This is a genomic window from Synechococcus sp. 65AY6A5, from assembly GCF_002760415.1.
In the GTDB taxonomy this organism is placed as follows: Bacteria; Cyanobacteriota; Cyanobacteriia; order Thermostichales; family Thermostichaceae; genus Thermostichus.
Map to the genome: position 1 here is coordinate 1,860,266 of NZ_AXUW01000001.1, position 25,349 is coordinate 1,885,614.

27 protein-coding genes and 1 tRNA gene are annotated in these 25,349 nt (G+C 60.2%); 14 read left to right on the plus strand and 14 right to left on the minus strand.

Features of this window, described 5'->3' with window-relative positions:
• Positions 1-813: a sulfate ABC transporter permease subunit CysT gene (gene cysT / locus SYN65AY6A5_RS08885; RefSeq protein WP_099812464.1), complete on the plus strand. Its 813-nt coding sequence runs from the start codon at positions 1-3 to the stop codon at positions 811-813.
• Positions 803-1,642: a sulfate ABC transporter permease subunit CysW gene (gene cysW, locus SYN65AY6A5_RS08890; RefSeq protein WP_099812465.1), complete on the plus strand. Its 840-nt coding sequence runs from the start codon at positions 803-805 to the stop codon at positions 1,640-1,642. Before cysT ends, cysW begins: the two co-directional genes overlap by 11 nt.
• Before the next feature lie 113 nt (positions 1,643-1,755).
• On the opposite strand, the gene msrA is transcribed toward cysW, so the two are convergent.
• From msrA to sfsA, 3 genes are all read right to left on the minus strand, one after another.
• Positions 1,756-2,424, minus strand: coding sequence for a peptide-methionine (S)-S-oxide reductase MsrA (gene msrA / locus SYN65AY6A5_RS08895; RefSeq protein WP_099812466.1), 669 nt, complete (start codon positions 2,422-2,424; stop codon positions 1,756-1,758).
• A gap of 98 nt (positions 2,425-2,522) precedes the next feature.
• On the minus strand, positions 2,523-3,308 hold the full coding sequence (gene xth / locus SYN65AY6A5_RS08900; protein WP_099812467.1) for an exodeoxyribonuclease III: 786 nt from the start codon (positions 3,306-3,308) through the stop codon (positions 2,523-2,525).
• A 24-nt stretch (positions 3,309-3,332) separates the two neighbouring features.
• On the minus strand, positions 3,333-4,052 hold the full coding sequence (gene sfsA / locus SYN65AY6A5_RS08905) for a DNA/RNA nuclease SfsA (RefSeq protein WP_011429372.1): 720 nt from the start codon (positions 4,050-4,052) through the stop codon (positions 3,333-3,335).
• Positions 4,053-4,242: 190 nt separating this feature from the next.
• Here sfsA and SYN65AY6A5_RS08910 point away from each other — a divergent pair, with 190 nt between their 5' ends.
• Positions 4,243-4,839 carry an NYN domain-containing protein gene (locus tag SYN65AY6A5_RS08910; protein ID WP_011429371.1) on the plus strand — a complete coding sequence of 199 codons (597 nt, stop codon included), beginning with the start codon at positions 4,243-4,245 and terminating at the stop codon, positions 4,837-4,839.
• A gap of 34 nt (positions 4,840-4,873) precedes the next feature.
• Here SYN65AY6A5_RS08910 and cbiE read toward each other — a convergent pair whose 3' ends face one another.
• From cbiE to SYN65AY6A5_RS08925, 3 genes are read right to left on the minus strand one after another with little or no spacing between them, the layout of a single operon-like run.
• Positions 4,874-6,133, minus strand: a complete 1,260-nt coding sequence (cbiE, locus tag SYN65AY6A5_RS08915; protein ID WP_099884261.1) for a precorrin-6y C5,15-methyltransferase (decarboxylating) subunit CbiE — start codon at positions 6,131-6,133, stop codon at positions 4,874-4,876.
• Positions 6,134-7,021: a hypothetical protein gene (locus SYN65AY6A5_RS08920; protein WP_228375411.1), complete on the minus strand. Its 888-nt coding sequence runs from the start codon at positions 7,019-7,021 to the stop codon at positions 6,134-6,136.
• 33 nt (positions 7,022-7,054) lie between these two features.
• Positions 7,055-7,681: a cobalt-precorrin-8X methylmutase gene (locus tag SYN65AY6A5_RS08925; RefSeq protein ID WP_049749809.1), complete on the minus strand. Its 627-nt coding sequence runs from the start codon at positions 7,679-7,681 to the stop codon at positions 7,055-7,057.
• Between the two features lie 496 nt (positions 7,682-8,177).
• Here SYN65AY6A5_RS08925 and SYN65AY6A5_RS08930 point away from each other — a divergent pair, with 496 nt between their 5' ends.
• Positions 8,178-9,248: an alpha/beta fold hydrolase gene (locus SYN65AY6A5_RS08930; RefSeq protein ID WP_099884263.1), complete on the plus strand. Its 1,071-nt coding sequence runs from the start codon at positions 8,178-8,180 to the stop codon at positions 9,246-9,248.
• Between the two features lie 141 nt (positions 9,249-9,389).
• Here the strand turns inward: SYN65AY6A5_RS08930 and SYN65AY6A5_RS08935 are convergent, their stop codons facing one another.
• The 3 genes from SYN65AY6A5_RS08935 to rimP form a co-directional block, all read right to left on the minus strand.
• Positions 9,390-10,037 (minus strand): flavin prenyltransferase UbiX, encoded by a 648-nt coding sequence (locus SYN65AY6A5_RS08935; protein ID WP_011429365.1) that lies wholly within the window; start codon positions 10,035-10,037, stop codon positions 9,390-9,392.
• A gap of 55 nt (positions 10,038-10,092) precedes the next feature.
• Positions 10,093-11,460 (minus strand): transcription termination factor NusA, encoded by a 1,368-nt coding sequence (gene nusA / locus SYN65AY6A5_RS08940; RefSeq protein ID WP_011429364.1) that lies wholly within the window; start codon positions 11,458-11,460, stop codon positions 10,093-10,095.
• Positions 11,461-11,619: 159 nt separating this feature from the next.
• The gene (gene rimP, locus SYN65AY6A5_RS08945; protein WP_099812470.1) at positions 11,620-12,093 is read right to left on the minus strand and encodes a ribosome maturation factor RimP; all 474 of its coding nucleotides are present in this window, start codon (positions 12,091-12,093) and stop codon (positions 11,620-11,622) included.
• A gap of 321 nt (positions 12,094-12,414) precedes the next feature.
• On the opposite strand from rimP, the gene SYN65AY6A5_RS08950 reads away from it, so the two are divergent.
• Complete coding sequence (locus tag SYN65AY6A5_RS08950) at positions 12,415-12,930, plus strand: TIGR02652 family protein (RefSeq protein WP_011429361.1); 516 nt, start codon at positions 12,415-12,417, stop codon at positions 12,928-12,930.
• 34 nt (positions 12,931-12,964) lie between these two features.
• On the opposite strand, the gene SYN65AY6A5_RS14045 is transcribed toward SYN65AY6A5_RS08950, so the two are convergent.
• Positions 12,965-13,105 (minus strand): hypothetical protein, encoded by a 141-nt coding sequence (locus SYN65AY6A5_RS14045; protein WP_011429360.1) that lies wholly within the window; start codon positions 13,103-13,105, stop codon positions 12,965-12,967.
• Between SYN65AY6A5_RS14045 and SYN65AY6A5_RS08955 the strand changes: the two genes are divergently transcribed.
• On the plus strand, positions 13,055-13,447 hold the full coding sequence (locus SYN65AY6A5_RS08955; RefSeq protein WP_049749706.1) for a DUF29 domain-containing protein: 393 nt from the start codon (positions 13,055-13,057) through the stop codon (positions 13,445-13,447). The genes SYN65AY6A5_RS14045 and SYN65AY6A5_RS08955 overlap by 51 nt on opposite strands.
• 112 nt (positions 13,448-13,559) lie before the next feature.
• Here the strand turns inward: SYN65AY6A5_RS08955 and SYN65AY6A5_RS08960 are convergent.
• A tRNA-Met gene (locus tag SYN65AY6A5_RS08960) sits at positions 13,560-13,631 on the minus strand.
• Between the two features lie 59 nt (positions 13,632-13,690).
• Here SYN65AY6A5_RS08960 and SYN65AY6A5_RS08965 point away from each other — a divergent pair.
• A complete protein-coding gene (locus tag SYN65AY6A5_RS08965) occupies positions 13,691-14,236 on the plus strand; it encodes a GDYXXLXY domain-containing protein (RefSeq protein ID WP_099884265.1) in 546 nt (181 codons plus the stop codon).
• 35 nt (positions 14,237-14,271) lie between these two features.
• On the opposite strand, the gene SYN65AY6A5_RS08970 is transcribed toward SYN65AY6A5_RS08965, so the two are convergent.
• From SYN65AY6A5_RS08970 to SYN65AY6A5_RS08980, 3 genes are read right to left on the minus strand one after another with little or no spacing between them, the layout of a single operon-like run.
• On the minus strand, positions 14,272-14,916 hold the full coding sequence (locus tag SYN65AY6A5_RS08970) for a Rho termination factor (protein ID WP_099884267.1): 645 nt from the start codon (positions 14,914-14,916) through the stop codon (positions 14,272-14,274).
• Positions 14,909-16,234, minus strand: coding sequence for an AAA family ATPase (locus SYN65AY6A5_RS08975; protein ID WP_099812472.1), 1,326 nt, complete (start codon positions 16,232-16,234; stop codon positions 14,909-14,911). The genes SYN65AY6A5_RS08970 and SYN65AY6A5_RS08975 overlap by 8 nt, the downstream gene beginning before the upstream one ends.
• 46 nt (positions 16,235-16,280) lie before the next feature.
• Positions 16,281-18,488 carry a transketolase gene (locus SYN65AY6A5_RS08980; protein ID WP_099816175.1) on the minus strand — a complete coding sequence of 736 codons (2,208 nt, stop codon included), beginning with the start codon at positions 18,486-18,488 and terminating at the stop codon, positions 16,281-16,283.
• A gap of 722 nt (positions 18,489-19,210) precedes the next feature.
• On the opposite strand from SYN65AY6A5_RS08980, the gene SYN65AY6A5_RS08985 reads away from it, so the two are divergent.
• The 7 genes from SYN65AY6A5_RS08985 (at position 19,211) to SYN65AY6A5_RS09015 (ending at position 25,323) form a co-directional block, all read left to right on the plus strand.
• Positions 19,211-19,636: a hypothetical protein gene (locus SYN65AY6A5_RS08985; RefSeq protein ID WP_228375410.1), complete on the plus strand. Its 426-nt coding sequence runs from the start codon at positions 19,211-19,213 to the stop codon at positions 19,634-19,636.
• Between the two features lie 534 nt (positions 19,637-20,170).
• Positions 20,171-21,226: a leishmanolysin gene (locus SYN65AY6A5_RS08990; protein ID WP_240531022.1), complete on the plus strand. Its 1,056-nt coding sequence runs from the start codon at positions 20,171-20,173 to the stop codon at positions 21,224-21,226.
• A gap of 95 nt (positions 21,227-21,321) precedes the next feature.
• The gene (locus tag SYN65AY6A5_RS08995; protein ID WP_240527745.1) at positions 21,322-21,609 is read left to right on the plus strand and encodes a hypothetical protein; all 288 of its coding nucleotides are present in this window, start codon (positions 21,322-21,324) and stop codon (positions 21,607-21,609) included.
• A gap of 60 nt (positions 21,610-21,669) precedes the next feature.
• Positions 21,670-22,017, plus strand: a complete 348-nt coding sequence (locus SYN65AY6A5_RS09000) for a hypothetical protein (protein WP_099812476.1) — start codon at positions 21,670-21,672, stop codon at positions 22,015-22,017.
• Positions 22,017-22,910, plus strand: a complete 894-nt coding sequence (locus tag SYN65AY6A5_RS09005) for a DMT family transporter (protein ID WP_011429349.1) — start codon at positions 22,017-22,019, stop codon at positions 22,908-22,910. The genes SYN65AY6A5_RS09000 and SYN65AY6A5_RS09005 overlap by 1 nt, the downstream gene beginning before the upstream one ends.
• A gap of 4 nt (positions 22,911-22,914) precedes the next feature.
• Positions 22,915-23,997: a glycosyl transferase gene (locus SYN65AY6A5_RS09010; RefSeq protein WP_099812477.1), complete on the plus strand. Its 1,083-nt coding sequence runs from the start codon at positions 22,915-22,917 to the stop codon at positions 23,995-23,997.
• Positions 23,998-24,027: 30 nt separating this feature from the next.
• A complete protein-coding gene (locus SYN65AY6A5_RS09015) occupies positions 24,028-25,323 on the plus strand; it encodes a class I SAM-dependent methyltransferase (RefSeq protein WP_099884271.1) in 1,296 nt (431 codons plus the stop codon).
• Positions 25,324-25,349 lie beyond the last annotated feature (26 nt).

The window sequence follows — 25,349 nt, forward strand, 5'->3', positions numbered from 1 at the left end:
TTGCAGCAAGCTGGGTTTCAACTGTCTTGGCCGTGGCGGCTGAGCTTGGGCTATCTCTTCCTGATGTTGGCCCTGCCGCTGGCCGCCTTGATCGCCAAGTCCAGCAGCGTGGGCTGGGCGGAGTTTTGGCGGATCGCGACGGATCCGGTGGCCCTCTCCGCCTATGAAGTTACTTTTGTAACTGCGCTGCTGGCGGCCTTAGTGAATGGTGTAATGGGCACCCTGACGGCTTGGGTGTTGGTGCGCTACACCTTTCCCGGCAAAAAGCTCCTCGAGGGGTTGATTGATCTGCCCTTTGCCCTGCCCACGGCTGTTGCCGGCCTCACCCTGGCGACGGTTTACAGCAGCAACGGCTGGATTGGATCCCTGTTGGCCCCCTTGGGGATCCGCATTGCCTTCACTCGCTTGGGGGTGGGGGTGGCGATGCTGTTTATCTCTTTTCCCTTTGTGGTGCGGACGGTGCAGCCAGTGCTGCAGGAGCTGGAACAAGAGGTGGAAGAAGCGGCCTGGAGTTTGGGCGCCTCCCGCTGGCAGACCTTCTGGCGGGTGGTGCTGCCCCAGATTTTGCCCGCTGTTTTAACCGGGGTGGCCCTGGGGTTTTCCCGCGCTGTGGGCGAATATGGCTCCATCGTTATCATCGCCTCCAGCATCCCCTTCCGGGATCTCATCGCGGCAGTGCTGGTGATCCAGCGGCTGGAACAGTACGACTATGCCGGGGCAACGGTAATCGGGACAGTGATGCTGGGGATCTCTTTCTTGTCGCTGGTGGTGATTAACCTTCTGCAAGCTTGGGGAAGTCGCCATGAAACCTGACGGGATATCGGGGGTCCAACCGGAGCCATCGACAAACCCTTGGCTGTCGGGCCTGTTGATCGGCATTGTCGGGCTCTACATTGCCCTGCTGCTTGGGATCCCGGTGGTGAACATCTTCTACCAAGCGTTTCGAGAAGGGATCCCAGCTTTTCTGCAGCACCTGACCGAGCGGGAGCTGCTCAGTGCCCTCCGATTGACGGTGCTGACTGCCTTGGTTGTCGTGCCTCTCAATACCCTTTTCGGCCTCTGTGCCGCCTTGGCCCTGGCTCGCCGCCGTTTTCCGGGGCGGGCCTTGCTGCTCAGCCTCATCGATCTGCCCTTTTCCATTTCGCCAGTGGTGGCCGGCCTGATGCTGGTGCTGATCTTTGGCCGTCAGGGTTGGCTGGGATCCTGGAATCTGCGGGTCATTTTTGCCTTTCCGGGCATTGTGCTGGCCACCGCTTTCATCACTTTGCCCTTTGTGGTGCGGGAGGTGCTGCCGGTGTTGGAAGAGGCCGGCACCGAAGAGGAAGAGGCCGCCAAAACGCTGGGGGCCAATTCCTGGCAGATCTTCTTGCGCATCACCCTGCCCAACATCCGCTGGGGCCTTCTCTACGGCGTCATCCTGACCAATGCCCGCGCCATGGGGGAGTTCGGGGCGGTGGCCGTGGTCTCCGGCAACATCATCGGCCGTACCCAGACCCTTCCCTTGTTTGTGGAAGATGCCTACCGCAGCTATGCCACGGGCTCGGCCTATGCGGCAGCGGTGGTGCTCTCCTTGCTGGCAGTGGTGACCCTGGTGGCCAAGGAGCTGCTAGAGCGGGGATCCCCTTCCCGCCGCATCTTCTAGGCCTTCTTTGGGATCCTTATCGCTAGGCAACCTCATCACGAACGCGCCGCTCTAACTTCCCTCTCCCTCAGGGAGAGGGGCCGGGGGTGAGGGTGGGACGGCCAGGGTGTGGCTCAAACAGACTCGGCAGCCAGCTCTGGCAAGGGAACTTTGGTGCCGCCCAAGCCGCAGTAGCCGCGCGGATTCTTGGCCAGGTATTGCTGGTGGTAGTCTTCGGCGTAGTAGAACTCTGGGGCGTCCAGGATCTCAGTGGTGATCTGGCCGTAGCCGTGGGCGCTCAGGGCTTGCTGGTAGAGATCGCGGGTTTTTTCTGCCAGCTCCTGCTGGGCCTGGGAATAGACGTAGATGCCGGAGCGATACTGGGTGCCCACATCATTGCCCTGCCGCATCCCTTGGGTGGGATCGTGGTTTTCCCAAAACACCTTCAAAAGCTGCAGGTAGCTGATTTGAGCCGGATCGTAAACCACCCGCACCACCTCGTTGTGGCCGGTCAAGCCGGTGCAAACCTCCTCATAGGTTGGGTTGGGAGTATACCCGCCGGCGTAGCCCACCGCAGTAGTGAACACTCCCGGCAACTGCCAAAACTTGCGCTCGGCTCCCCAGAAGCAGCCCATGCCGAACAGGGCCAGCTCCATGCCCTCCGGAAAGGGGGGCTTTAGCGGCGTGCCCTTGACGTAGTGCCGGTTGACGATCGCCATTGGCTCGGAGCGGCCCGGCAAAGCCTCCTCCGGGGTGGGCAGGGTCAGTTTCTTGCCCAATTTGCCAAAACCAAAGAGCGCCATCGCGATAGCCCGATACATTCGTTAACACTTATCAGCCTAACGCAGGTGGCCGCTGTTGTCTTGAAATTAAGGATTGGCAAGCGAGCAGCCTGGGGATTTCAGATTGCCAGCTCCACAACCACAGGGGCATGGTCGCTGGGCTTTTGTGCCCGCCGCGGTTCGACGTCGATCCAGCAGGCAGTAGCTTTGTCCTGGAGCAGAGGGGAAAGGTAGAAGTGATCGATGCGCCAGCCGCGGTTCTTCTGGAACCCACCCCCGCGGTAGTCCCACCAGCTAAAATGTCCGGGATCCGGGGTGAATTTGCGAAAGGCATCCTCAAACCCCAAAGCCAGGATCTCCCGCAGGGCCTGCCGCTCCGGCTCCGAGGCCATGATTTCCCCGGCTTTGCGGGGATCGTAAATATCCCGGTCTTCGGGGGCGATGTTGAAGTCGCCGCAGAGGAGGATGGGCTGCCCCTGGCCCAGGGCGATGTTGAGGTAATCCTTCAGGCGGGCCAACCAGTGCAATTTGTAAGCGTACTTGTCGGATCCCACCGCCTCGCCATTGGGCACGTAGAGGTTGAGAATGCGGATGCCGCGGTAGAGGCCGCCGATCAGCCGCTTTTGCTCGTCCAGCTCCGCCGCTGCCGGCAGCAGGGCCCCAAAGCCACGCTCTACTTTTTCCGGCACCTCCCGGCTGATCAGGGCAACGCCGTTGTAGGCTTTCTGCCCGTACACTTCTACGTAAAAGCCTCGCTCCTCAAAGGGCGCGCGGGGAAAGTCCGCATCCACCACCTTGGTCTCCTGCAAGCAGAGCACATCCAGGGATCCCTGCTTGTCCAGCCAAGCCAAAACCTGGGGCAGCCGGGTGCGAATGGAGTTGACGTTCCAGGTGGCCACTTGCATGGCAGCAGGTTTCCAAGACGACGCTCAGGCCACTATTTTGGCCAAACCCAGCGGACGGATCCCCTGTGGCGAGACCGCGATCCGGTAGGGCAGCACCTCAACCCCAGCCTGCAGCGCCTGGCGAAACAGATGGGCATAGCGGGGATCCCGTTCTTCGCCGGGGGCAAACTCGGTGCAATCGGCGCGGTTGATCCAATACAGCAGCAGAGCCCGCTGCCCTTGCCGGCGGATCTCGATGAGATCTTCCAGGTGCTTTTGGCCGCGAGTCGTCACCGTATCGGGAAACAGGGCGCGGGATCCCACGGCCCAAGTGGTATTTTTAACCTCTAGGTAGGCCAAGCCAGAGTCTCCCATCAGCAGGAAGTCGATTTTGCTCCTGCCGCAAGTCACTTCCCGTTGCCAGCGGGAGAACTCCGCCAATTGGGGAAACCACCCTCGTGCCAGCCCCCATTCCACCAGGCGATTGGGCAGGCCGGTGTTGATCCCCACCCACACCCCTTCCACCTGGATCATCTCCCAGGTGTAGGCCAATTTGCGCTTGGGATCGGGGTGATAGGAGAGGTACACAGGCGCTCCCACCTGGCAAACCCCCGTCATCGGCCCGGTGTTGGGGCAGTGAGCGGTTACCGGTTGCCCATTTTCCAGCTCCACCTCGGCAAAGAAGCGCCGGTAGCGGCTGCGCAACACCCCCCTGCGCAAGGGGGTGGAAAAACAGTAAGGGGGCGGCCCCTCTTGGGCGGGCATCTGCAAGCGTCCTCCGGTGAGTATTTTTCTTTAGGATTTTGGAAGTCTTCCGGGTGGAGGGAGCTTCCTGCGCTAGGGTAAATGACGTATCTCTCCAGCCAGGGCCTTTTTTGCCGACGCCTTGTTCCTATAGCTTTTAATACTTTATCTTTTTCTATCCCTTTGCCAAAACTTGGAGAAGAAAGCCCGAATGTTGCGTCTTGATCCTGAGCCCGGCTTTCAGCCCCCGGATCCCTTCCAGGACGACCGTGGGCGCGTGGCCATCTTTATCGACGGATCCAACCTCTTCTATGCCGCCCTACAGATGGGCATTGAGATCGACTACACCCGCCTGCTGAAGACGCTGACCGGCCGTTCTCCCCTCCTGCGCTCCTTTTTCTACACCGGCGTCGATCGCAACAACGAAAAGCAGCAGGGGTTTTTGCTCTGGATGCGCCGCAACGGCTACCGTGTGGTTACCAAAGAGCTGACCCAACTGCCCGATGGCTCCAAGCGGGCCAATCTAGATGTGGAAATCGCTGTGGACATGTTGTCGCTGGTGCGCTGGTACGAGACGGCGGTGCTGGTGAGCGGCGATGGGGATCTGGCCTATGCAGTCAATGCCGTCAGCTACCAAGGGGCGCGGGTGGAGGTAGTTAGCCTGCGCTCGATGACCAGCGACCAGCTAATTAACTTGGCGGATCGCTACATCGACCTGGAGTCCATCAAGGATCAAATTAAGAAGACCAACCGCCCCTCCTACCTGTACCGACCGAGCTTCACCACCGATGAGGAGGACGAGGGGTAAATTGCCCCCAGCTGGGGGCAGGGCGACGAGGCCGTTACTGCAACCTCAAATTTGAAGGGATCCCTTGCAGCAGGTAAACGGGGTTGAGCGGGGAAAAGCGGGTGCCCTCGGCCAAGGCCGTGGAACGGGAGATCTGGATGTGTTCCACCCGCACCTGCCAGCCCCGCGAGCGCAGCCATTGCAGAGCTTCGCTGCAGGTTTCCAGGGTGGCGAAGTTAGCCACCAAGATCCCCTCAGGCCGCAGGCGGGCCGCCACCGCCGGCAGCAGATCGCGGATCCCTTTGCCGCCTCCCCCCAGCAACACCCGCTCCGGATCCGGCAGGTCGGCCAGCACCCGGGGCGCTGTCCCCGGGATCACGTGCAGGTTTTCCAGATCGAAGCGTTGGCGGTTGCGCCGGATAAGACAAATGCCCATGGCGTTGCGCTCGATGGCATAGACCTGGAGCTGGGAAGAGAGGCGGGCGATCTCCACGGCTACGGAACCGGTGCCGGCCCCGATATCCCACACCACTCCCTGCCGCGGCAGTTGCAGCGCCCCCAGCGTGAGCAGTCGGATGGGCTGCTTGGTGATCAGGCCGGGCTGGTCGGGAAAGGTGTGGAACTGGTCGTCCGGGATCCCCACCAAAGGCCAGCGGCGGGGATCCGGTTCCGGCTCAACGCGCCGCAACACCACCAAGTTGGGGCTGGGGAAGGCAGATTTCTCCCCTTCTTGCAGGGGCAGGATCTGCTCGTGGGGGGATCCCAGTTGGCTGCACACCCAGCCCTGGTAGCGCACCGGCAGCCGCAGGTCGGCGATAAACTGGGCCACCGCCGCCGGGGTGTGCTCCGGATCGGTCAGGGCCACAATAAGAGGGGATCCCTGCCTAAGGGCGTCTTGCAACCGCTCCACCCCCCGCCCGTGCAGGCTGAGGATGGTGGCCTCCTGCCAGGGGATCTGCAGGCGGTTGAGGGCCAACTGCACTGAGCTGACTTGGGGATAAAAGGCCAGTTGCTCCGCCGGGAAGTACTGCGTTAACAGGCGCCCAATCCCAAAAAACAGCGGATCCCCGCTGGCCAACAAAACCAGGGATCCCTGCGCCAGCTCCTTTTGCAAAAGCGGGATCCAACTTTCCACTGGTCCAGTAAGCCGGATCTGGCGGGCCGGATGGTCAGCAAAGTGCTGCAGCAAGCTGGAGGGCCCGGCCAAGGTTTGCGCTTGGGAGAGGGGGGGAATCGCCCAAGAGGCCACCGAGCCATCTGCTGCTACCCCTATAACCGCAAGCTGAGGTGATCGGCCAGATGTTGTCGTAGCCATCTAGCGTTCGACAGGCGGGTGGTACTGGCGCATGTGGTTGAGAAAATCCAGGCGCAACTCCGCCACTTCCCGCTGCATCTCCCGCATTTCCCGAATAAAGCCCAGATGAGCCTCGATCAGGCGGCCATCCCGCTCCCGGAATTGCTCCATCATCAGGGCTTGCGCCTCCCTCAGCTCGGCAAAGCCGGCCTGCATATCGCGGCGGGATTCCTGGATGGCCCTCTCCAGCTCATCTCCCCGCTCTTCGTTCTGGCGAATCCGCTCCTGGTTGTGCTGAATCAGCGTCCGGATCTCCTGGATTTCGGTCTGGAGCTGGGCTTCGATGGCCTGCCGCTCGGCTCGCATTGCGGCCATCTGGACCTCAAAGCGCTCGGCAGCCCGCTGCTGCTCAGTTCGGATCTCGGCGATCTCGGCGGAGAAACGCTCGGCGGCCCGCTGCTGCTCGGCCCGGATCTCGGCAATTTGGGCGGCAAAGGCCTGCCGCATCTCCGTCATCTGAGCCTCAAAGCGCTCGGCAGCCCGCTGCTGCTCAGTTCGGATCTCGGCGATCTCGGCGGAGAAACGCTCGGCGGCCCGCTGCTGCTCGGCCCGGATCTCGGCAATTTGGGCGGCAAAGGCCTGCCGCATCTCCGTCATCTGAGCCTCAAAGCGCTCGGCAGCCCGCTGCTGCTCAGTTCGGATCTCGGCGATCTCGGCGGAGAAACGCTCGGCGGCCCGCTGCTGCTCGGCTCGGATCTCGGCAATTTGGGCTGCAAAGGCCTGCCGCATCTCCGTCATCTGGGCCTCAAACCGCTCGGCAGCTCTCTGCTGTTCGGCTCGGATCTCTTGAAGCTGTTCTTGTTGAAGCTGAAGGTTGCGGATCAGCCACTCCTCTTGTTCGGGGGTCATGGGAAAGGTCTGAAGATGTCGTTCCAATTCTAGTCAGTTGGGGATGGGATCCCGGCGGGCGGCCAGCAGTAGGGCATTGACGATGGCAGCGGCCACCGGGGATCCGCCTTTGCGGCCCTCCACCCGAATCTGGGGGACATCCGTTTGCGCTAGCGCCCGTTTGGCCTCTTCCACTGCCACAAAGCCCACTGGCACCCCGATCACCAGGCTGGGCCGGATCCGCTGGGCCCGCATCTCTTCCACCAGCGCCAGCAGCGCCGTGGGCGCGTTGCCGACGACAAAGATCGCTTCCGGGTAGCGCCGGGCTACCTTGACCATCCCCTGGGCCGTGCGCGTTTGCCCGGCTTCAAGAGGCTCTTCTGCCCAGTCCAAAGCGCAATGGAGCGGGATCCCCTGCGCCGCGAGGCCAGCTTGGATCCCGGCGGCCACCATCCGCACATCCACCACCAGCGGCCGCCGTTGCCGCAGGGCCGCCAGTCCCGCCTCAACTGCCGTGGGGCTGAACACAAAGCGATCCCGCAGCTCGAAGTCAGCGGTGGCGTGGATGGCGCGGCGCACGATCTCATAGGGGATCCCTTGCCAGGGGTGGGGGCCGATCTCTTGGTCAATCTGGCGGAAGCTGGCCGCTGTAATGGGGTCTATCCAAGCTGTTTCATCCATCATGGGATCGGTAGGCAGAGCCACATCTGGCAGGAGGGTTTTCTCCATCCTGTTGACGCAAGCGGTTTTGTTTGGAAAAAGGGGTGGGGAATGTCCAGAAAAAGCCGCTCAAGAGGGTTATCTGAGAGAAACGCCCCTCCAGTCCACTCTAGACGCCCTCCAGCAACCGCTAAGATCGGTCTATCCTGATGGAGGTGGGCCTGCTGTTGTCACATACAAAAGGATAGCTTGGTAGCCCCGCACTTTAGTGCGGGGCGGAAAAGCCCGCTAGCGACTTTAGTTGCTAACTGCTATAATCCTAGCCAGACCAGGGGAAAACGCTAACTACGGTGAAAAACCCGAGCAGCAACAAATCCTCTGGAGCGAGAAGTAAGCAGAACCTTGGGGCTTTGCCTTAAGGAACTGTCTAGAGGCGCTTTGACAACGCCGTTATGGGTTCTTTTGTGGACTGCGTAAGAATCCCCCGCCTTTAGGCGGTGGGAGTGTCAATCCTCCCTTGCCTGAACATAACCCTCCTTCTTCTTCTCCCTCTGCTGCTGTCGGCGGGGCAGGTTTCCCCTCCCTTGCGACGCCCCCCTCTTCGGTCGGCAGCAGGGATCCCGTCTCAGGGCTTCCTCGCTATGGTCATTCCCAAACCTGGCTCTGGCGCGGCTGGCCTATTCATTTCACCTACACCCCCAGTCGCGCCCAAACCGCCAGCGGCCAGGTGAACTTGACGGCGGCTCCGGCCATCTTGATCCATGGCTTTGGGGCCTCGGTGGGCCATTGGCGCCACAACATTGTTCCTCTGGGATCCCAGCGCTCCGTCTATGCTCTCGACCTGCTGGGATTTGGCGAGAGTGCCAAGCCGGAGATCGCCTACAGCGTCGATCTGTGGGTCGAGCAGGTGTACGAGTTTTGGCGAACCCACATCCAGCAGCCCAGCCTCCTGGTAGGCCATTCCATTGGGGGCCTGGTGGGGGTGATTGTGGCTGCCCGCTATCCCCAGATGGTGAAGGGTTTGTGCTTGATCAGTTGTGCCGATGGGCCTCACCCCGAAGAATTGTCCCCTCCTTGGGATGTGTTGGTGCAGGCCCTTTGCGAAGGGATCCTGGCTGTTTTGGGCTGCCCGCTCACCTATCCTCATTTGTTTAACTGGCTGCGACAAACCGAGGTGCTGCGGGCCTGGATCAAAAATGTCTACAAGCGGGACGAGCAGGTGGACGAGGAGCTGGTGCAGATCTTCCAGAGGCCGGCCTTTGAGCCGGGGGCAGCCCACGTGTTTTTGGATAGCCTGAGGGCCATTCTCTGCCGCCGCTTCGACAGTCCCAAGCGCCTGTTGCCCACGCTCAAGATGCCCATTCTCCTCCTCTGGGGCCAGGAAGATCCGGCGGTGCCCAGCTTTTTGGCGGATCAGTTTAAGCGCTGGCAGCCGGCTCTTACGTTGGTGAAGCTGCCAGGGGTGGGCCACTGCGCTCACGACGAGCTGCCCCACTGGGTCAACACCCTCATTAGTGAGTGGGCAGCTAGCCTGGAGACTTGCCCTAACTTGTCCACCCACCTTCGCAAGAATCCCGCGGCTGGCTAGTCCAGCCAGTTCCCCTGCCCAGGTTCAGCAGTGCCCTCCCTGCTAGCGGTGAAACCTTATGTATGGATGAATGATCGCGCTAGGTGGGAACCTCCCTCTCCGGTTGGGAAAGCGGCTAGGGATGAGGGCCAAGGGATCCCTTTAGTCCTCGGGGGGCAGCTTGAGGATCTGACGCTGACGCATCCCCTGCCAGCGCTGGATGAGGTCGCTGTCGATGCCAAACTGATCCAGGGCCTTCACCACCACAAAGTCCACCAAGTCCAAGAGGGTACGCGGCTGGTGGTACCAGGCCGGAATGGCCGGGACGATGCGCGCCCCTGCCTCTGCCAGGATGGTCAGGTTGCGCAGGTGAATGAGGCTGAAGGGGGTTTCCCGCGGCACGATGACCAGGCGGCGGCCTTCTTTGAGCTGCACGTCAGCCGCCCGCTCCAGCAGGTCAGAGCTCAGCCCAGCGGCCAACTTGGCTACCGTGCCCATGCTGCATGGGATCACCAACATCCCCTGCGTGCGGTAGGAGCCGCTGGCAATGGTTGCCCCCACATCTTGCCAGCGGTGGCAGACCAAGGATCCGCCCTCGCTTTCGGCCTGCTGCCGCCAAAACTGGGCCTGCCGCTGGGGATCTGCCGGCAACGGCACCCCTTGCTCCCCTTGCCACACCTGATAGGCCGCTTTGGAGGCCACCACCTCGACGCGGTAATCCAGGCTGAGCAGAACGTGTAGGGCGCGCACGGCGTAGAGCATCCCGGAGGCGCCCGATATACCAAGGATGATCGGCTGGGAGGAGTTCAAGGGCAGGCGGAAAGGGTCTTTACCTCAGTTTACCGACTGCCGAGGCCCCTCGGCTCTAGGCCTTGGGCTGGGCGATGTCGAACTCGGCGTCGTAGTCGAAGTCCTCGTCTTCCTCGACCCAGTCTTCCTCCAGCCTATCGTCCTCTTCCAGCTCCTCCTCTAGGCGAAGCTTCTCTGGGTACTCCTCGTCCAGCCCCAAAGCGGCTCGCTCTTCCCGCCGCCGGAAGCGCTCCAAAGCCGCCGGCGTGATGAAGGGATACGGCAGCCCCTGCGCTTGCGCCTCCTCCAGCGCTGCCCGGTAGCTCTCCACTTCCTTGATGTCAATTTTCCAGCCAGTGAGGCGAGCGGCCAGGCGCACATTTTGCCCCTCTTTGCCGATGGCCAGGCTGAGCTGGTCGCTGGTCACCAGCACATGGGCCTGTTGGATCTCCGGATCCACCAACCGCACCTCCACCACCTTGGCCGGGCTGAGGGCGTTGGCGATGTAGGTGGCCGGATCCGGCGACCAGCGGATGACGTCGATCTTCTCGTTGCGCAGCTCTGCCACCACCGCCTGAATCCGGGATCCCCTTGCCCCAATACAGGCCCCCACCGGATCCACGTCCCGCTCCACGGTATCGACGGCAATCTTGGTGCGCGGCCCCACGTTGCGGGAAGGCGGGTTGGCCTCCCGCGCCACCGCCACGATGCGCACAATGTCCTCTTCGATCTCCGGCACCTCGTTGGCGAACAGGTTCACCACCAAGCCGGCGTCGGCCCGAGAAACCAAAAGCTGCGGCCCCCGCCGGGATCCCTCGTATACCTTTTTGAGGTAGACCTTCATCACCGCGTTGGGGGTGTAGCGATCGCTGGCCAACTGCTCCTTCTTGGGCAGTTCGGCTTCCACCTCCGGCTGCCCAAAACCGCTGGATACCGCCATGATCACCGTCTGCCGCTCCGTGCGCAGCACCCGTGCCTGCAACACGGTATTTTCCAGGTCGCGGAACTCTTCTTGAATCAGGCGGCGCTGCTGGTCACGCAACTTCTGGGCCAGCACCTGCTTGGTTTGGATGGCCGCCATGCGGCCAAACTCCGCCTGTTGGGGAGTGACGTCATTGGTTACTTCCCAGCCAACTTCGGCTTCCGGGTAGTCCTGCTGCACGTCGTACAGGGAGATCTCGTGATCTGGATCCCGTACCTCCTCGACAATGGTTTTGGTGGCCAAAATGCGAAAGCCCCCTGCCTCCACATCCAGCTCCACATCGAAGTTGCGGAAGTGGTCTTCTTCAAAGACGACATCTCGCTGAATGGTTTTGCGGTAGCGTTCGTAGCCCTTGAGCAGCGCCTCCCGCAAGGCGTTGGTGACCGCATGGCGGGGCAAGTTGCGCTCCCGCGAGATCATCTCCACCATTTCTGCCAAACCGGGCAGAGGCACCATCGACATAAGCTGTTGTCCTCCTAATGCAACTTAAGCTGGGATGAAACTGCTATCACTGTTGCTCCGCAATCCTGACGGGAAATGCATCGCCGCACAGCAGGCAGCTCCGACGCGAAGACAGGGCAACACACTTCGCGCTCGAACGTCCTCTCTATCCCCATTCCTCTACTCGGTTTCCGCCTCTGAGAGGACAACCCGCTGCACCGAGGCGCGGGGCAACTGCACGCGCCGTCCCTTGAGGGATAGGGCAACTTTCTCCTCATCCCGACCCAGCAGATGCCCTGACCAGACAGCTTTGCCCTTGTAGGGGGGATCCACCGTCACCTCCACCGCAAACCCTTTGAAAACCACAAAGTCGCGGTCGCTGATGAGGAGGTTGCTGATGCCGGGGCTGGAGACCTCCAGCACATAATGGCCGGGGATCAGATCCACTCGATCCAGCTCCACTTCCAAGGCCTGGCTCATAGCTTCGCAATCGGCGTGGCTGGTTTCCTGCTCCGGATCCAGCGGACGGATATCCACCCGCAGCACCGGCGGATACTGGTTGGTGTGAAAAACCATCTGTACCAACTCGTACCCCAGTCGAGCGGCCAAGGGACGGGCCAGACTCTCCAACTGCGGGATCAGAGGGTGAACCATAGCCAACTCATCGCCAACTCGGTGTAACGGCCAGATCCCAGCCCAGCGAAGCTGGAGCCGGCAGCGGGGGCATCTTCCCCCTAAAAAAGCAAAGAAGTGGGCGCTACCCACTCCCCGTTATCATTGCGGAGATCCTTGGGAATCTACCTGCCGTCGCGGGGGGCTTTGGGCAGGCTTTTCCCTGGCTATGATCTTAGAATACTTTGTCGGATTTGGCCAGAGGGATCCGCGTGAGCCAGATCTGCAAAAGGCCACACCTATAATTAATGTGGACAGCCGCGGATTTGCCCAGACACCCAGCCGCATTCTGTGGGGTTTCCTATGACCGTTGCTTTCTCCTATCCCATCTTTGGCCCCAGCATTCAATGCCCCCACTGTCGGCAGACGATTGCGGCCCTTACCCTGACCGATACCTACCTCTGCCATCGCCACGGCGCCTTTGAGGCAGATCCCGAGCAAGAGGAGCTGGTTCACCTGCAATCAGGGCGGCGTTGGCGCCTCTGGGAAGGCCGCTGGTACCGCCAGCACACCCATGCCGATGGGATCCGCTTCGAGATTCACGAAGAGCTGGATCGCCTGCGCATGCAGGGGATGCGGGCCACGCAGGTGATCGTGGCCGAGCGCTACCGCTCTTTGCTCACCCCCTACCTGGAGCAGGGATCCCAGCGGCGCCCCGGCCCACCCCGCCTCTACGGCCTGCCGGTTAGCTTCAGCTCCCAGCTTCCTGAAGGAGCCGGTGGCTCGCCGCAGCGCTGGCGGGTGATCAACTTCGAGCTGATCTGCGAGCTGGATCCGGCCATGCGACAGCCGCAATCCCGGCTGCAGTTCTGTGACTAGCCCTGAGAAAGGCAAGGTCGGGCTTTAGAAGCGGCTAACCCGCCTGGGATCCCCCCTCCGGCTCAGGGGAGGCTATACCCCAGTAGGTGTAGCCGACCCACTTTGGTTGGCTAGGCATGTAGAATTGTTCCAACTGCTCAAAGCGAAACCCTGCCTCTCGGAGCGAGCGGGCCATCTGGCAGAGGAAATCGAGGCTTTGGGCAGGCAAGAGCGCCGCGAATTGGTCAATCGCTTGGGGATCCTGCCGGGACACCTCCTCAAGGGGCAGTTCCAGCTCCAGCTTCGCGGCAAAAGTTGGCGGGCAACTATTAGCGAACAACGTCGCCAAATCCAGCAATTGCTCAAAGAGAGTCCTAGCCTAAAGCCTGAGCTTTTGGCAGCTCTGCCAGAGGCTTACCAAGACGGGATCCTGTTGGTGGTGAAAGAAACGCCGCTCTCGGAAGAGGATCTGCCCGCCGAGTGTCCCTACACGCTTGAGCAGGTAATGGATCTCGGCTTTTATCCGGGATCGGAATAGCTCAAGGGGCTTTGCTCGCCCTTGGAAGTGCCGCCTCTTGCAACCTGAGAGCAAAAGCCGGAGCTCCAGCTTAACTGTCCTCCACAAGCTGTAACCAGAGCCTTAGGAAGGATGGCTCAGGCGTGATTTGAACACGCGACCCAGGGCTTATGAGTCCCCTGCTCTACCGCTGAGCTACTGAGCCGGGAAGATGCTTAACTAGGATAGCATCTTTGTGCAGGAAGTTGCTCTCGTCGGCTGGCAATGTCGCCTCCTTTTCTTAAGGGATCCCTGTTTTGGCTGGCCCTGGTGCTGCAGGTGGGCCTGGTTGGGCTGGTGCCAGCTCGGAAGGCGCTTACCCTTGCCACTGGCTCCCCGATCTACTTGCAGATTGCTCCTCTGGATCCCTATGACCCCTTGCGGGGCCGCTACGTAGCTTTGAGCTACACCGTTGCCCAGCTTTCCACCCTAGAGAAACTGCCCGGCTGGTCCCCTGAGCTCGCTAAGCCAGGGATCCTCTACCTGTGCTTGGCTCCTCCTGCCGGGGATCCTGCTCAACCCTGGCAGGCCATTGCCATCAGTCGCGACCGGCCCAGGGAGCTGCGGCCTGGGGAGGTTGTCCTGCAAGGGTGGTTCGATGGGTGGCAGCTTAGGTTTGGGATCGAAGAGTTTTTCATTTCGGAAGCGCTGGGAGATGTTCTGGAACTAGAAATCCGCCGCAATCCAGAAACACTGCGAGCAGAGGTGAAGGTGGATCCCTGGGGCCAAGCAGCGCTGGTGGGCCTTTGGGTAGGAGAACAGCGGTACTAAGAGAAGAGTAAAGCTGGTCTTGCTCTGCCGCCCTTCTAGCCCTCTTTCTTTTTCCGAGAGCGAGTTGCGCTTGTTTTCTTGGCCCTGGCAGATGCTGTGGATTTTTTAGACGACTTCTTCTGGCTAGGAGGTGGCGCTGTAGGAGCTAGAAAAAATACTTCTTTCAGGGCCTCCAACTTTTTGCCTCGTGTAATTTTGCACCCCAGCTTGGTTATGGGGGTTAAGTCCTGCCACCAGCTCCTATCTGCCTCCGCAATTCGCGCGGCTGCAATGGTTATATCAACTCCCTTAAGGGGGGTGCCGGGCTGCTCGGCCAGGTATCTCAACGCGGCCAAGATAGTTTCTCTCGGGGCCTCTGTCAGATTCACCTTTGGGACAATTTCTCTGGTGAGGATTTGGGCCTGCTTAACCTGCTCTGGGTCGGGATCGACAACAATGCACCAGAGCCTCTCCAGCCCCGCCTCTCGAGCAACTGCATAGACAAAATGGTTACCAATGGCCTTGTACTGATAGTTGCCAGCCTCGGCCACCAGCAGAGGAACCCAGTTGTGTCCTCCTGTCGCCCTTAGCTGATCTGCGGCTGCGGCAACAAGGAAGGAGGGAGCAGAAAACCCATCGGCGGGCGTAATGCTCTCAAGGGGTAAGTTAACCAACCTACCTAGATCTGAAAACTCACTCATCGATAAAGTACTCACGGGCAAGACTCTGGTAGTATTCTAAAACTCTCCTGTCCTTAAAGACGGCAGGAATTCGAGCAAACTTTGCAGAGGATATCACTGCATAGTCAGGTATCCTAAAAATGCTTTTGTTTTCATTACCTTTCTTAAAATGCGGCCAGAAATATGGACGTAGATCTACACTTTTCTCCTGGTTGATAAGCTTCTGTATCTCTTCGTGAGCTAGTCTAATAGTGTATTCACTTCCCGAAGAGACGCCGTTGAAAAAGGTAGGCAAAGCAATAGGGCCACCATCCTGTCGTGACCTAGCAGTTTCTGGAACAAAGCTGGTGATTACTCTAGCAGCATTATTCAGGGAAGACAGATCGTCGGGGCGGGTAGGTATCAAAATAACATCGGCAGCAAAAACACCACTTTGGCTGAAGTAAAGCCATTGAGTTGGGCAGTCGATTAGGATGTAATCATACTCATTGCGAAGAGGAGCAATGAGATCGCGAAGGCGCCGAGTTCCCTTTGGGATATATGCTACTGCCCGGCTATCAGTCAACGTCTCTAGTTCAGGGTCTCTTGGGATAATGTCGAAGATGGAAAATCCCTTGAGTTTATATGTTTGGACAATGGCATGGACGTCTATTTTGGGATCCTTTAAACATTGCGTCAGTGTAATTTTTCCAGGAGTGGCTTCCAAACTTCTTGTCAGATCACCCTGAGAATCAAAGTCAACAACTAAGACCTTTTTTCTCTTGGTTGCTAGTGTTGCCGCAAGGTTAATGACCGTCGTTGTTTTGCCTACGCCCCCTTTATTGTTATACATGCATACAGTCAGAGCGCGCTCATAGTTTTCTATCTTGTCTCGCAAGTTACGCACTATGCTCTCAATGTTATCTGAGCTAATATCAAGGTTTGCTGTAGCGGGGTGAACGACTTTTCCGTGCTTCCTCCAAAGCTGGATGTTATTTGCATTGGTGATAATTCCCCATTTTGCAGATTTGCAGTTCTTGGCAAGCAAGTAACTTTCTATCTGACAAACTGCATCTCTATAGTAAGATCCTTCTCTGAGATTAACTGCTCTAGATTTTGCCTCCAAAAGCAAGTAGGGATTCTTCGGGGATCTCAAGAAAATATCTTCAGGATCTACGTTCTTTCTTGCTGCGAGATCGACCTGGCCGCAACCTGTCTCGAATTCTTCTCTAATTTCCGACTCGTCAAAGCCAAGCGCCTGCAGGAGAGGAACAGCAAAGCGTTGGACAACAATTCGCTCTACCCTCTCGGTGGGAGATATACTCTCAAGCTTCTCTCGGAGATAGCTAGCCTCAGTCATAGGAAAAAATAAGGTGGACAATGCTAACCAAGCTAAAAGCTCGCCCTTAGCCTAGCAATTGCTTTGCCCTCTCTGCCAGCGCCTGGGCTGTCAGGCCGTTGTAGTCCATGAGCTCAGTAGGGGTGGCGGTGGTTTCGCCGCGTTTCCAGGCAAAGATGTCGCGCGGGCCAGTGTAGCGCAGCAACAGGGGCTCCAACATCAGGCTGGAGCCGCCGGTCACGCCGATAAGGGCTTCGCCGGCAAACCAGGCGGCAAACTCCTGGTCAGACATGAACTCCCCATCGGGTTGGGCACAGGTAGACCAGGCTATATCGCCGGGGCGATAGAGGCGGCGGGGGCTGACCACAGAGACAATTTTGCTGCCGATCCCCTGGGCCTTGAGCTGTTCAGCGGCGGCAAAGACGGGCAGGAGGATCATATCCCCCACCACGGCAAAGACCACGGTGCGGGATCCGGGCACTTCCTGCAGCACGGTGCAGCCCTGCTCTACTGCTTGGCGAGCCTGTTCCAGGGTGGTGCGGATGGGCAGGGGGGTTTTGCTGGCAAAGATCGGGATCCCTTTGTTGTAGGTAGACAAGGCCCACTCGTAGGCGGCTTGGGCGCAGTTGGCGTCGGGGGGAAAGAGGGGGAAGATGTTGCCGTTGCGCATCATGGCCGCCAGGTAGGCTTCAATTTCCGGGCGTTGGTGGGTCCAGCCGTTGCGGCCTTGTTCCAGGGCTCCGGCGGTGTAGAGAGCAATGGCGGAAGGGGTGGGGCGGCGCAGCTCGGCCATCGCCTGGGTTACCGTCTGCCAGATGGGCAGGCCGTTGACGGCAAAGGATTCGTAAGAACACCACAGGGAGCGCCCGCCAAAGAGCGCCAGGCCTGCCGTCAGGCCGGCACAAGCATCTTCGCTAAGGGGTTCGTAGACCTGCCCTTGGGGCTGTTGGTTGTAGAGGGGATCCGCCGTGGGGTGGATCACTTTCAGGCCCTGGTTGACATTGGCAAGGCCAGAGGCCTCATTGCCGTCAGCGTTGGCCACCAGAAAGTCGGGGTCTTTCTGCCCCACCTGTAGCACCAGGGCGCCGATGGCAGTGGTGGAAACCTGCTTATCGCCGAGGGAGAACTCGGTTAAGTTGAGGGATCCCAAGGGCGGCAGAGGGCGGACGAATTCGGTTACCACCACCTTGGCTGCCGGCCCGCCAGCAGCCCGTTCACAATTTTGGCGCACCAGAGCCCAAGCGGCTGGGTGCAGGGCCCGTGCCTCCAGAGCGGCCACGATGTCGGGGTGATCCAAGGTGTGGTGGGCGTAGAGGTTGTGGGATTTGGATCCCTTGGCGTGCACGCCTGCCCCCTTCAGTTGCTTGAGGATGAAAACCGTCAGGTGGCCGCCTAGAGCGCACTGGATGGCCCGTTCCATCTCTACCAGCACTCTTTGGACAAAGGCCAAGCGGGCTTCCAGGGAAAATTGGGTGCTATCCACGTAGGGGCCAGGCTGTTGGGCATCGTCGAAGTCTTTGGCATCCACCAGCACCACTTCCTCAAAGCCGTTGCCCCGCCAGTACTCGGCCATCTGAGCGTTGGTGAAGGTAGAGATCATGCTGTGGTGCTCTTGGCTGTAGCCGTTCCAGACCAGCACCGGCAGGAAGTTGGTGCGCTGCGGGAAGGCGGTGTGAAAGTGGATCATGGAGCTCATCACGTAGGGCTCCCCCAGGCCCCCATCGCCGATGGTGACGGGGAAGAGCCGATCCGGGTAGAGCAAGGCGGCGGCCATAGCAAAGTGCTGCCCCTGCCCGAGGGGCCCTGCTGGCGCTAGCAGGCCGGGGATGTAGCCAGAGAGGTGACCCAGCAGCCCTTCCCGTTCCCGAAAGCGGGCCTGCAAGTCGGAGACAGTGTGGATGCCCATCTCCGCCAGCGATCCATCCAAGAACATGGCGGCATAGAAGCCGGGCGCGTGGTGGCCCACCTCGGTAGGGATGTTCTTTTGGCCCAAGTACACCAAAGCGGCGTAGGCTTCCGCTTGGCTGGCAAAGCCGCCCGGGTGGCCCGAGGCTTTGCTGGCGGTCATCTGCAGCGTGAGATAGCGCAGCGCATCGGCATAGAGCAGGGTTTGGTAGGCGGCCATGCGACTGCCCGGATCCCGCAGCTTGCCGGTGGCAGCATCCACTGCAGGCTCCTGACCCAGGCGGTCGAATTCCGGCCAGGGATCGCCAAAGTAGCGGATCCCTTCGCAAAAGGCGGGGATTTGGGCGGTTGCCTCCTGAGCCAGCGTCATGGTCGAGCCTCACTCTTTGTCGGGTTACTCCTCACTTTAAACCTAATAGAGCCTCTTGGATGTTCTAAGCAGAACTCGTCTAACTGAGGCTACCCCTCTCGGCCCCCAAGTTGGTCAAGCGGTGGGTGGTGCGGCCCAACAGGCTGTTGGCAAGCTTTCGTCATCGATGACAGACGATCTGGACAAGTAAATCAAAAGGGTAGCCAAGATCCATCCTAGGGCAGAGGTTCGGTCGCGATGGCCCGTCCTCACCCTTACCTACAATATCTAGTGTCTCAAACCCTTTAATCACCTATTTTCCCACAATATACAGATGAAAATCTGCTGGCTATTGACCAGTTTCCCTTGTCCTTTACCTGGGAGGGATCGGTGCCCCTTTTTGGAAAGCTGTGGTACATTCGAGGGAGGCCAGAACTGAGTTTCCGAGAAGCAGGCTAGAGGCTTTTTGGAGCAAAGCAAAGGGCTGTACTGCAATGGCTTAAGTTTGTAGGGCTGTTGACTTTTTCTCGTCTTGATTGCCTGAGGTTCTCTGGTTTTGTTTGCCCAAGTCTTAGACTTGTGGGGGGTTGCTATTTTCTAGAGGATTTGCGATGGTTGCTAGCTGTTGTTGAGCATTACTTCTAATTGCTTCTTGCCTGTTGTCGATCCGCTTGCTCCCCAAGACCGACTACTCCATGACAGACACTCGTCCTTGTGCCCCCTGTATCGTAGATAGCGGAATTTTGGTTAATAAGCGGGATATTTACCGTCTTCTGGCGGATCTGGGGCGGGTTCGCTACTTCGATATTGTCGATGGTCGGGTACGAAAGCAGGGGGAGGGCTATGTGATGGAGGTGTTTCAGGATGCAACGGCGGCTACCTTGGTGGCCAATCGCAGCCTTTATCTCAACCTAAACAGCTTTGACTACGCCTGCTTGCGGGATCCCTCCCCCTCGGAGGTGGCAGGCCTGGAGGGGGAACGGCCCAGTGTGGTGATCGATCTGGTTCAGGAGAGCCGCATCTTGCGTTTGGTGCCTTTGTCGGATCCGCTATCGGATCCTGCGCAGTTGTGGGCGGACACTCAGGCGTTGCGGGCGGCAGCAGCGGACGCTTTGGGGGCGGGTTGGAGCCTAGAAGAGGAAGACGGTTCTTCCGACCTGCTGGATTGAAAGGGCTCAAAAAAACGTGCCGCCAGGCCCATCTTCGCTCACTCTTGAGGTGACTGTTATTATTCACACTCCCACTGCCTAAAGGCAGGGGATTCTTACGCAGTCCAGGAACGGACTCGCAAGGGGGCTGTCAAGACGCTTCTAGACAGTTCCTTGGGGCAAAGCCCCAAAGTTCTGCCTACTTAGCAAGTTAGCTGAGACATCTCCTGGGCGCTTGCCCCTACTCGGGTTTTTCACCGTTTTGGGTGCTTGCCTAGGAAGGGCACGCCTCATCAACAATCACACCATTGGCGAGCAACTTGCTTACGGGCTTTTCCTCGCCGCACTAAAATACGGGGCTACCAAGCTATCCTTGCTGTGTCATTCAGGCCCCAGTTTTTGTTCATGAGGATCCACAGAGGTTTCCCCAGCCTCCTAGACATCGCCCATTGAGAATGGGTATGGGTGGCAGAGCCCAGGGCCAATCCTGCTCGGCAAATGGAGGCAACCGGTATGATCTGTCTGGGCTGTGGGGCTTTTGGGTTGGGAGGCAGTGTGAAGGATTTTCGGAAGCTTGGCGGCAGAACGTGGAGCTTGCGCCCGATCGGATCCCTGGTGGCGATGCTCTTGCTGCTGGCGCTCAAGGCTTGCGGGAGAAGTGGTGGTTCCTCTTCGGTAAGTGTCATTCCTACTCCCATTCCAACCATCGTTCCCACCTCTACTCCAGCTGTCGTCCTCACCCCTACCCCGACTGTTCTGCCTTCGCTGACGCCTACCTCTGTTCCCCAGTTCACGATCGACCTTCGCTTTCCCGACAACAGCCTCACTCCCAGTCAGCAAGCCATTGTCCGCAGCGCGGCCTTGAGATGGCAGCAGATCATTGTCGGGGACCAGCCAGATTTGCCCCCCACCTCTATTCAGGCCGACGCATGCAATCGGGGATTTCCCAGCACGCCGCTCAATTTCCCCATTGACGATCTGTTGGTAGAGGTGAGGGCGAGAGACCTAGGCAACGAGCGGGTTTTGGGGGGGGCGGCTCCTTGCTTTGTGCGGGCCTCGAATGGCTTGCCGTTCTATTCAATTGTGCTCTTCAACAGCCAAAACCTCTCGGCTTTGGAAGAGCGGGGGGATCTGCCCATTACTGCCCTGCACGAGTTGGGCCATGCGCTTGGCTTTTTGCCCAGCGTCTGGGATCCCAAGGGGCTGACGGTAGGGTTGGTGAGGCGGGATCAGCCGACGCCGCCGGGCTATGACCCCCGCTTTATCGGCCCGCGGGCAGTTGACGCTTTTATCACATTGGGGGGGAACGCCCCTTCTGTTCCTTTAGAGAATCAGTTTGGGGAGGGATCCCGCGATGCCCATTGGCGGGAGAGCGTCTTGGGCCGCGAGCTGATGACCAGCCGCCTCGACCGGGGGGTGCCCAACCCCCTGAGCATCCTCACGGTGGGAGCCATGGCGGATATCGGCTACGCGGTGAATCCGGCGGCAGCGGATGGCTTTGAGCTGGGGCGCAGCCGGCGCTTCTCGGAGCCGCTGGAGCTGCAGGAGCTGGAGTTGGCCCTGCCGCTGCGGCGGTTTGATGCCACCGGCAGGCAGGTATGGGATCCCTGAGTCGAAAAAAGCATATCTACCTATAGCCAAGCTGCCCGTTCTTAACAATAATGAATGGCCAGTTGCAGAACTTTACGACATCGGCAAACTCTTATATGGGCATCCTCAAAAAGCTGTTCGGCGGTCTTTTTTCCTTCTTTGGCATTCTCTTCGGCGGCCTCGTGGATTTTGTTACCGGCCCTTTTCGTCCGGCGCCTGCCCAATCCGCTCCAACCCAGTCCTCTAGCCCTGCGGCAACGGCTACGCCTGCCAAGCCCAAGGTGGTGGTTGAGAAGCCGTTTGTGCCCAACGAGATCCCGGCTCCGCGTCCTAACCGTCGCCCTGGCCCGGCTTTGGATCTGTTCCGGGCTATGGTTCAGGAGATCCCTTCGGCGCGGGCTTAGTCTGCCCATCTTCGGGAGCAGCTCGTAAGATGGAGGTGACACCGCTGGAGACTGCTCTCTATGTCCGATCTCTCTTTCTCAGAACAAGAACGGCTGAAACAGCTTGAGCGTGAACTGGAGCAAGCGGCGGCGGCCTCTGGGGATCCAGGAACATCCGTTGCGTCTCAGGGGAAAAGTGCCGTCCGAGCTTGGGTTGAGACTTGGGGGCGTCCACTGGTGACGGTCTTCGCCATTCTGGGCTGTATTCTTCTGGTCGGGCTGTTCTTCCGGGTTTTCGGCACCGTTCTCAGGTGGGCAGTGGTGGCGGGGCTGGGCTATCTGCTCTACGCCTGGGTGGTGGCGCCGCGGCTGGGCCTTTCCACCGGAGCTAGGCCAAAGGCGGACGACAGGGATCTGGACCGCTTTTGATGGGCAGGGATCCCTGGCGGGCTTATGCCTACCTGGCGGCAGCTATCTTGGGCTGGGCCACGGCGGCCAGCGCCTTTAAGTTTGGCCTGCAACACCTTGCGCCAACGCTTTTGCTAATTTTTTCCGCGTGCAGCTCCTGCCTGATCTTGGGGATGGTTCTGGTGGCTACAGGGCGGGCGCATCTTGTCCGCCAGCAGAAGCGATCCCAGATTGCCTTGTCGGCGCTGCAGGGGCTACTTAACCCGCTTGGCTACTACGGGGTGCTGTTCCAGGCCTATGATCGCCTCTCGGCCCAGGCGGCGCTGGCTTTGAATTACACCTGGCCGCTGCTGCTGGCTCTCTTGGCGGCGCCGCTGTTGGGGGAGCGCCTGCGCGGGCGGCTGCTGCTGGCTTTGGGCATGAGCCTAGTGGGGGCGGTGCTGGTGGCCACGGGGGGATCCTGGGACACCTGGCAGGTGGAGGATCCCTGGGGGGTGGGGCTGGCGGTGGGCAGCGCTGCCATTTGGGCCCTCTACTGGCTGCTCAATGTGCGGGATGGACGGGACGCGGTGCTGAAGCTGTTCATGGGGTTTGTCTTCGGCAGCTTCTACTGCCTGCTGCTCTTGCCGTTTCAGGAGCTGAGGTGGACAATGGCGGGGCTGGCCTGGGCAGCCTACATCGGCTTGGCGGAGATGGGGTTGACTTTTGTGTTTTGGCTGCGGGCCCTGGAGCTGGCCCACGAGCGCGGATCCCTGGCCAATTGGGTCTATGTAACGCCATTCTTGTCGCTGGGGCTGATTGGGGTGCTGTTGCGGGAGCCGATCGCGCCGGGATCGGTGCTGGGCCTGGGACTTATCTTGGCCGGCAACCTCTGGGGATCCCGGCGGGAAAAACCTCAGCCTGTTCTTTCTTAAGGCTATGGCGGTGAATCCCATTCCTCTCTATGTAGCGGCAACGGCCCACGGGTTTGGGCACGTCACCCGGCTGGCGGCGGTGGTGAACACTTTGCGGCGGCAGGATGCGCAGATCCTGCCCATTTGGGTGACGCCGGCCCCCGCCTGGCTGCTGCAGCGCTACGGGGAAGGGGAGTTTGTGCACCGGCCGCGGGGTTTGGATGTGGGGGTGGTGCAGCCGGATGGCTTGCAGGCGGATCTGCCGGCCACGCTGGCTGCTCTCAAGGCGTTTCAAGCGGGGGCTGCCGACCTCATCCGGGAGGAGGCCGAGTTCATTCGCAGCCAGGGGGTGCCGTTGATCCTGGCGGATGTGCCCCCCATCGCCACCGCCATTGCCGAGGCCGCCGGGATCCCCTGCTGGATGGCCAGCAACTTCGGCTGGGATTTTATCTACCAAGACTACGGCCCCCAGTTTCAGCCCTTGGTGGCCTGGATCCGCGAGCTGTACGGGCGCTGCCAGCGGCTGTTTCGCCTGCCCTTTGCCGAGCCTATGGCCGCCTTCCCTCACCAAGAGGCAGTGGGGCTGACGGGGTCGGATCCGCGCTACTCAGGAGAGGAGGTGGCCCGGCGCCTGGGGCTGGAGCGGGAGCGGCCCACGGTTTTGTTAACCTTTGGCGGGCTGGGGTTGCAGGGCTTGCCTTACGAGCGGCTGGCGGATTTTCCCGACTGGCAGTTTCTCACCTTCGACCCAAAGGCTCCTGCTCTGCCCAACTTGCAGATTCTAGACGGCCAGGTGTGGCGGCCGGTGGATGTCATGCCCCTCTGCCGTTGGGTGGTGTCCAAGCCGGGCTATGGCACCTTGGCAGAGGCGCTGCGCTGTGGCACGCCCATGGCCTGTGTCAACCGGTCGGGGTTTGCCGAGTCGCCCCTGTTGGTGGAGGGATTGCGGCGCTACGGATGGCACCGCATCCTCTCGCCGGAAGAGTTCTTTGCGGGATCCTGGGACTTCCTGCGGGATCCCCCTCACCCACCCCAGGCGCCGGAGGAGCTGGATCGCGGGGGCAATGAGGCCATTGCCGGCGCTATTGCGGCCTTCCTGGGGCAGTAGCATAGGGAGCAGCTTCTTGGAGCGGATCCCATGGCCGGCAGCACGACCGAGTCTTTGCGGCAAGTCTACGAGGAACTGCCCTATCCCAACGTGCCCGTTGAGGCCTCAGGGCGCAACGCCATCGGCAGCCTATACCGCTCAAGCTGGACGACGGCCCAATACGCCCGCACCCGCGCCATCCTGCCCAGCGAGGGGATCGCCATCCTCAATGTCGGCTGTGGCTCCGGCTGGGAGACCTTGATCTTGGCGGAGGCCAACCCGGGGGCACGGCTGGTGGCCTGCGACCTCTCGCCGGAGTCGGTGCGGGCGACGGAGCGACGCCTGCGCTACCACGGCTTCGGAGAGGTGGAGCTGTACGCCCTCGACCTGCTGGAAATTGAACAACTGGGGCAGCAGTTTGACTTCATCAGCCTCAACGACGTGCTCTATTTGCTCGAGGATCCGGTGGCGGGCTTGAAGGCGCTCAAGCGGGTGCTCAACCCGGACGGCATCCTGCGGGCCAACCTGCACCACGCCTACCAGCGGCAGGTGATCTTGCGCATGCAGGAGGCGTTCCGGCTGCTGGGGTTGTTTGATCTGCCCACGCCCGAAGCCTGCCAGCGGGTGCGGGAGTTCATGGCCAGCCTGGCCTCTGACGAGCTGCGGGTCTCCCTGCACTGGGATCCCCAGATCTACAGCGACGACACCAACATCCGCGCCAACTACCTCTTGCCCGGCGACAAGGGGTTTTTAATCCCAGACTTGATGCGCATGCTCCAAGAGGCAGAGCTGGGCTTGGTTTGCCTGGTGGACTACGCCGACTGGGATCCGGCGCTGCTGTTTAAAGACAGAGCCATGCCGGCTTGGCTAGAGGCGGAGCTGGACAAGCTCTCTCCCGCCGAGCAAAACCACTTCTACGAGCTGATCTACCCCGACCACCGCCTGATCGACTTTTGGGCCGAGCACCCCGGCTCTTCCCTGGTCTTGCCCTGGAGCGACGCCGACTGGCTGGAGGGCAGGGTGCAGCTCAACCCCATCCTGATGGACAATGCCGAATTTCGCCGCAACTTCGCCCAGGCCTACGAAAAGAAGCTGGAGTTTACTATGAACTGGCCGGGGGCCAGCCGCGGCCGCCTCGCCATTCCGGCTCCCCAGATGGCCTGGCTGGGATCCCTCTTGCAGGGGCCAGTGGCGGTGGCCAGCTTGATCGAGCAGGCGGCCCAAGCCCATCAGATAGAACCGGAAGCGGCCCAGGAGCAGGCGCTCACCTACCTGGCGGGGCTGGAGTCGTTTCTGTTTGTGATGTTGGATCCCAGCCCAGCTTCTCTTGGCGCAGAAGGGGCTTGAAATGGCGGCAATCTGGGCCCCGCCTT

Coding starts and splice junctions, on each gene's coding strand:
- cysW (WP_099812465.1), top strand. CDS start 803: ATGAAACCTGACGGGATATCGGGGGTCCAACCGGAGCCATCGACAAAC.
- msrA (WP_099812466.1), bottom strand. CDS start 2,424: ATGGCGCTCTTTGGTTTTGGCAAATTGGGCAAGAAACTGACCCTGCCC.
- xth (WP_099812467.1), bottom strand. CDS start 3,308: ATGCAAGTGGCCACCTGGAACGTCAACTCCATTCGCACCCGGCTGCCC.
- sfsA (WP_011429372.1), bottom strand. CDS start 4,052: ATGCCCGCCCAAGAGGGGCCGCCCCCTTACTGTTTTTCCACCCCCTTG.
- SYN65AY6A5_RS08910 (WP_011429371.1), top strand. CDS start 4,243: ATGTTGCGTCTTGATCCTGAGCCCGGCTTTCAGCCCCCGGATCCCTTC.
- cbiE (WP_099884261.1), bottom strand. CDS start 6,133: ATGGCTACGACAACATCTGGCCGATCACCTCAGCTTGCGGTTATAGGG.
- SYN65AY6A5_RS08920 (WP_228375411.1), bottom strand. CDS start 7,021: ATGACCCCCGAACAAGAGGAGTGGCTGATCCGCAACCTTCAGCTTCAA.
- SYN65AY6A5_RS08925 (WP_049749809.1), bottom strand. CDS start 7,681: ATGGATGAAACAGCTTGGATAGACCCCATTACAGCGGCCAGCTTCCGC.
- nusA (WP_011429364.1), bottom strand. CDS start 11,460: ATGTCGATGGTGCCTCTGCCCGGTTTGGCAGAAATGGTGGAGATGATC.
- rimP (WP_099812470.1), bottom strand. CDS start 12,093: ATGGTTCACCCTCTGATCCCGCAGTTGGAGAGTCTGGCCCGTCCCTTG.
- SYN65AY6A5_RS08950 (WP_011429361.1), top strand. CDS start 12,415: ATGACCGTTGCTTTCTCCTATCCCATCTTTGGCCCCAGCATTCAATGC.
- SYN65AY6A5_RS14045 (WP_011429360.1), bottom strand. CDS start 13,105: ATGGCCCGCTCGCTCCGAGAGGCAGGGTTTCGCTTTGAGCAGTTGGAA.
- SYN65AY6A5_RS08965 (WP_099884265.1), top strand. CDS start 13,691: ATGTCGCCTCCTTTTCTTAAGGGATCCCTGTTTTGGCTGGCCCTGGTG.
- SYN65AY6A5_RS08970 (WP_099884267.1), bottom strand. CDS start 14,916: ATGAGTGAGTTTTCAGATCTAGGTAGGTTGGTTAACTTACCCCTTGAG.
- SYN65AY6A5_RS08975 (WP_099812472.1), bottom strand. CDS start 16,234: ATGACTGAGGCTAGCTATCTCCGAGAGAAGCTTGAGAGTATATCTCCC.
- SYN65AY6A5_RS08980 (WP_099816175.1), bottom strand. CDS start 18,488: ATGACGCTGGCTCAGGAGGCAACCGCCCAAATCCCCGCCTTTTGCGAA.
- SYN65AY6A5_RS08995 (WP_240527745.1), top strand. CDS start 21,322: ATGGGCATCCTCAAAAAGCTGTTCGGCGGTCTTTTTTCCTTCTTTGGC.
- SYN65AY6A5_RS09000 (WP_099812476.1), top strand. CDS start 21,670: ATGTCCGATCTCTCTTTCTCAGAACAAGAACGGCTGAAACAGCTTGAG.
- SYN65AY6A5_RS09005 (WP_011429349.1), top strand. CDS start 22,017: ATGGGCAGGGATCCCTGGCGGGCTTATGCCTACCTGGCGGCAGCTATC.
- SYN65AY6A5_RS09010 (WP_099812477.1), top strand. CDS start 22,915: ATGGCGGTGAATCCCATTCCTCTCTATGTAGCGGCAACGGCCCACGGG.
- SYN65AY6A5_RS09015 (WP_099884271.1), top strand. CDS start 24,028: ATGGCCGGCAGCACGACCGAGTCTTTGCGGCAAGTCTACGAGGAACTG.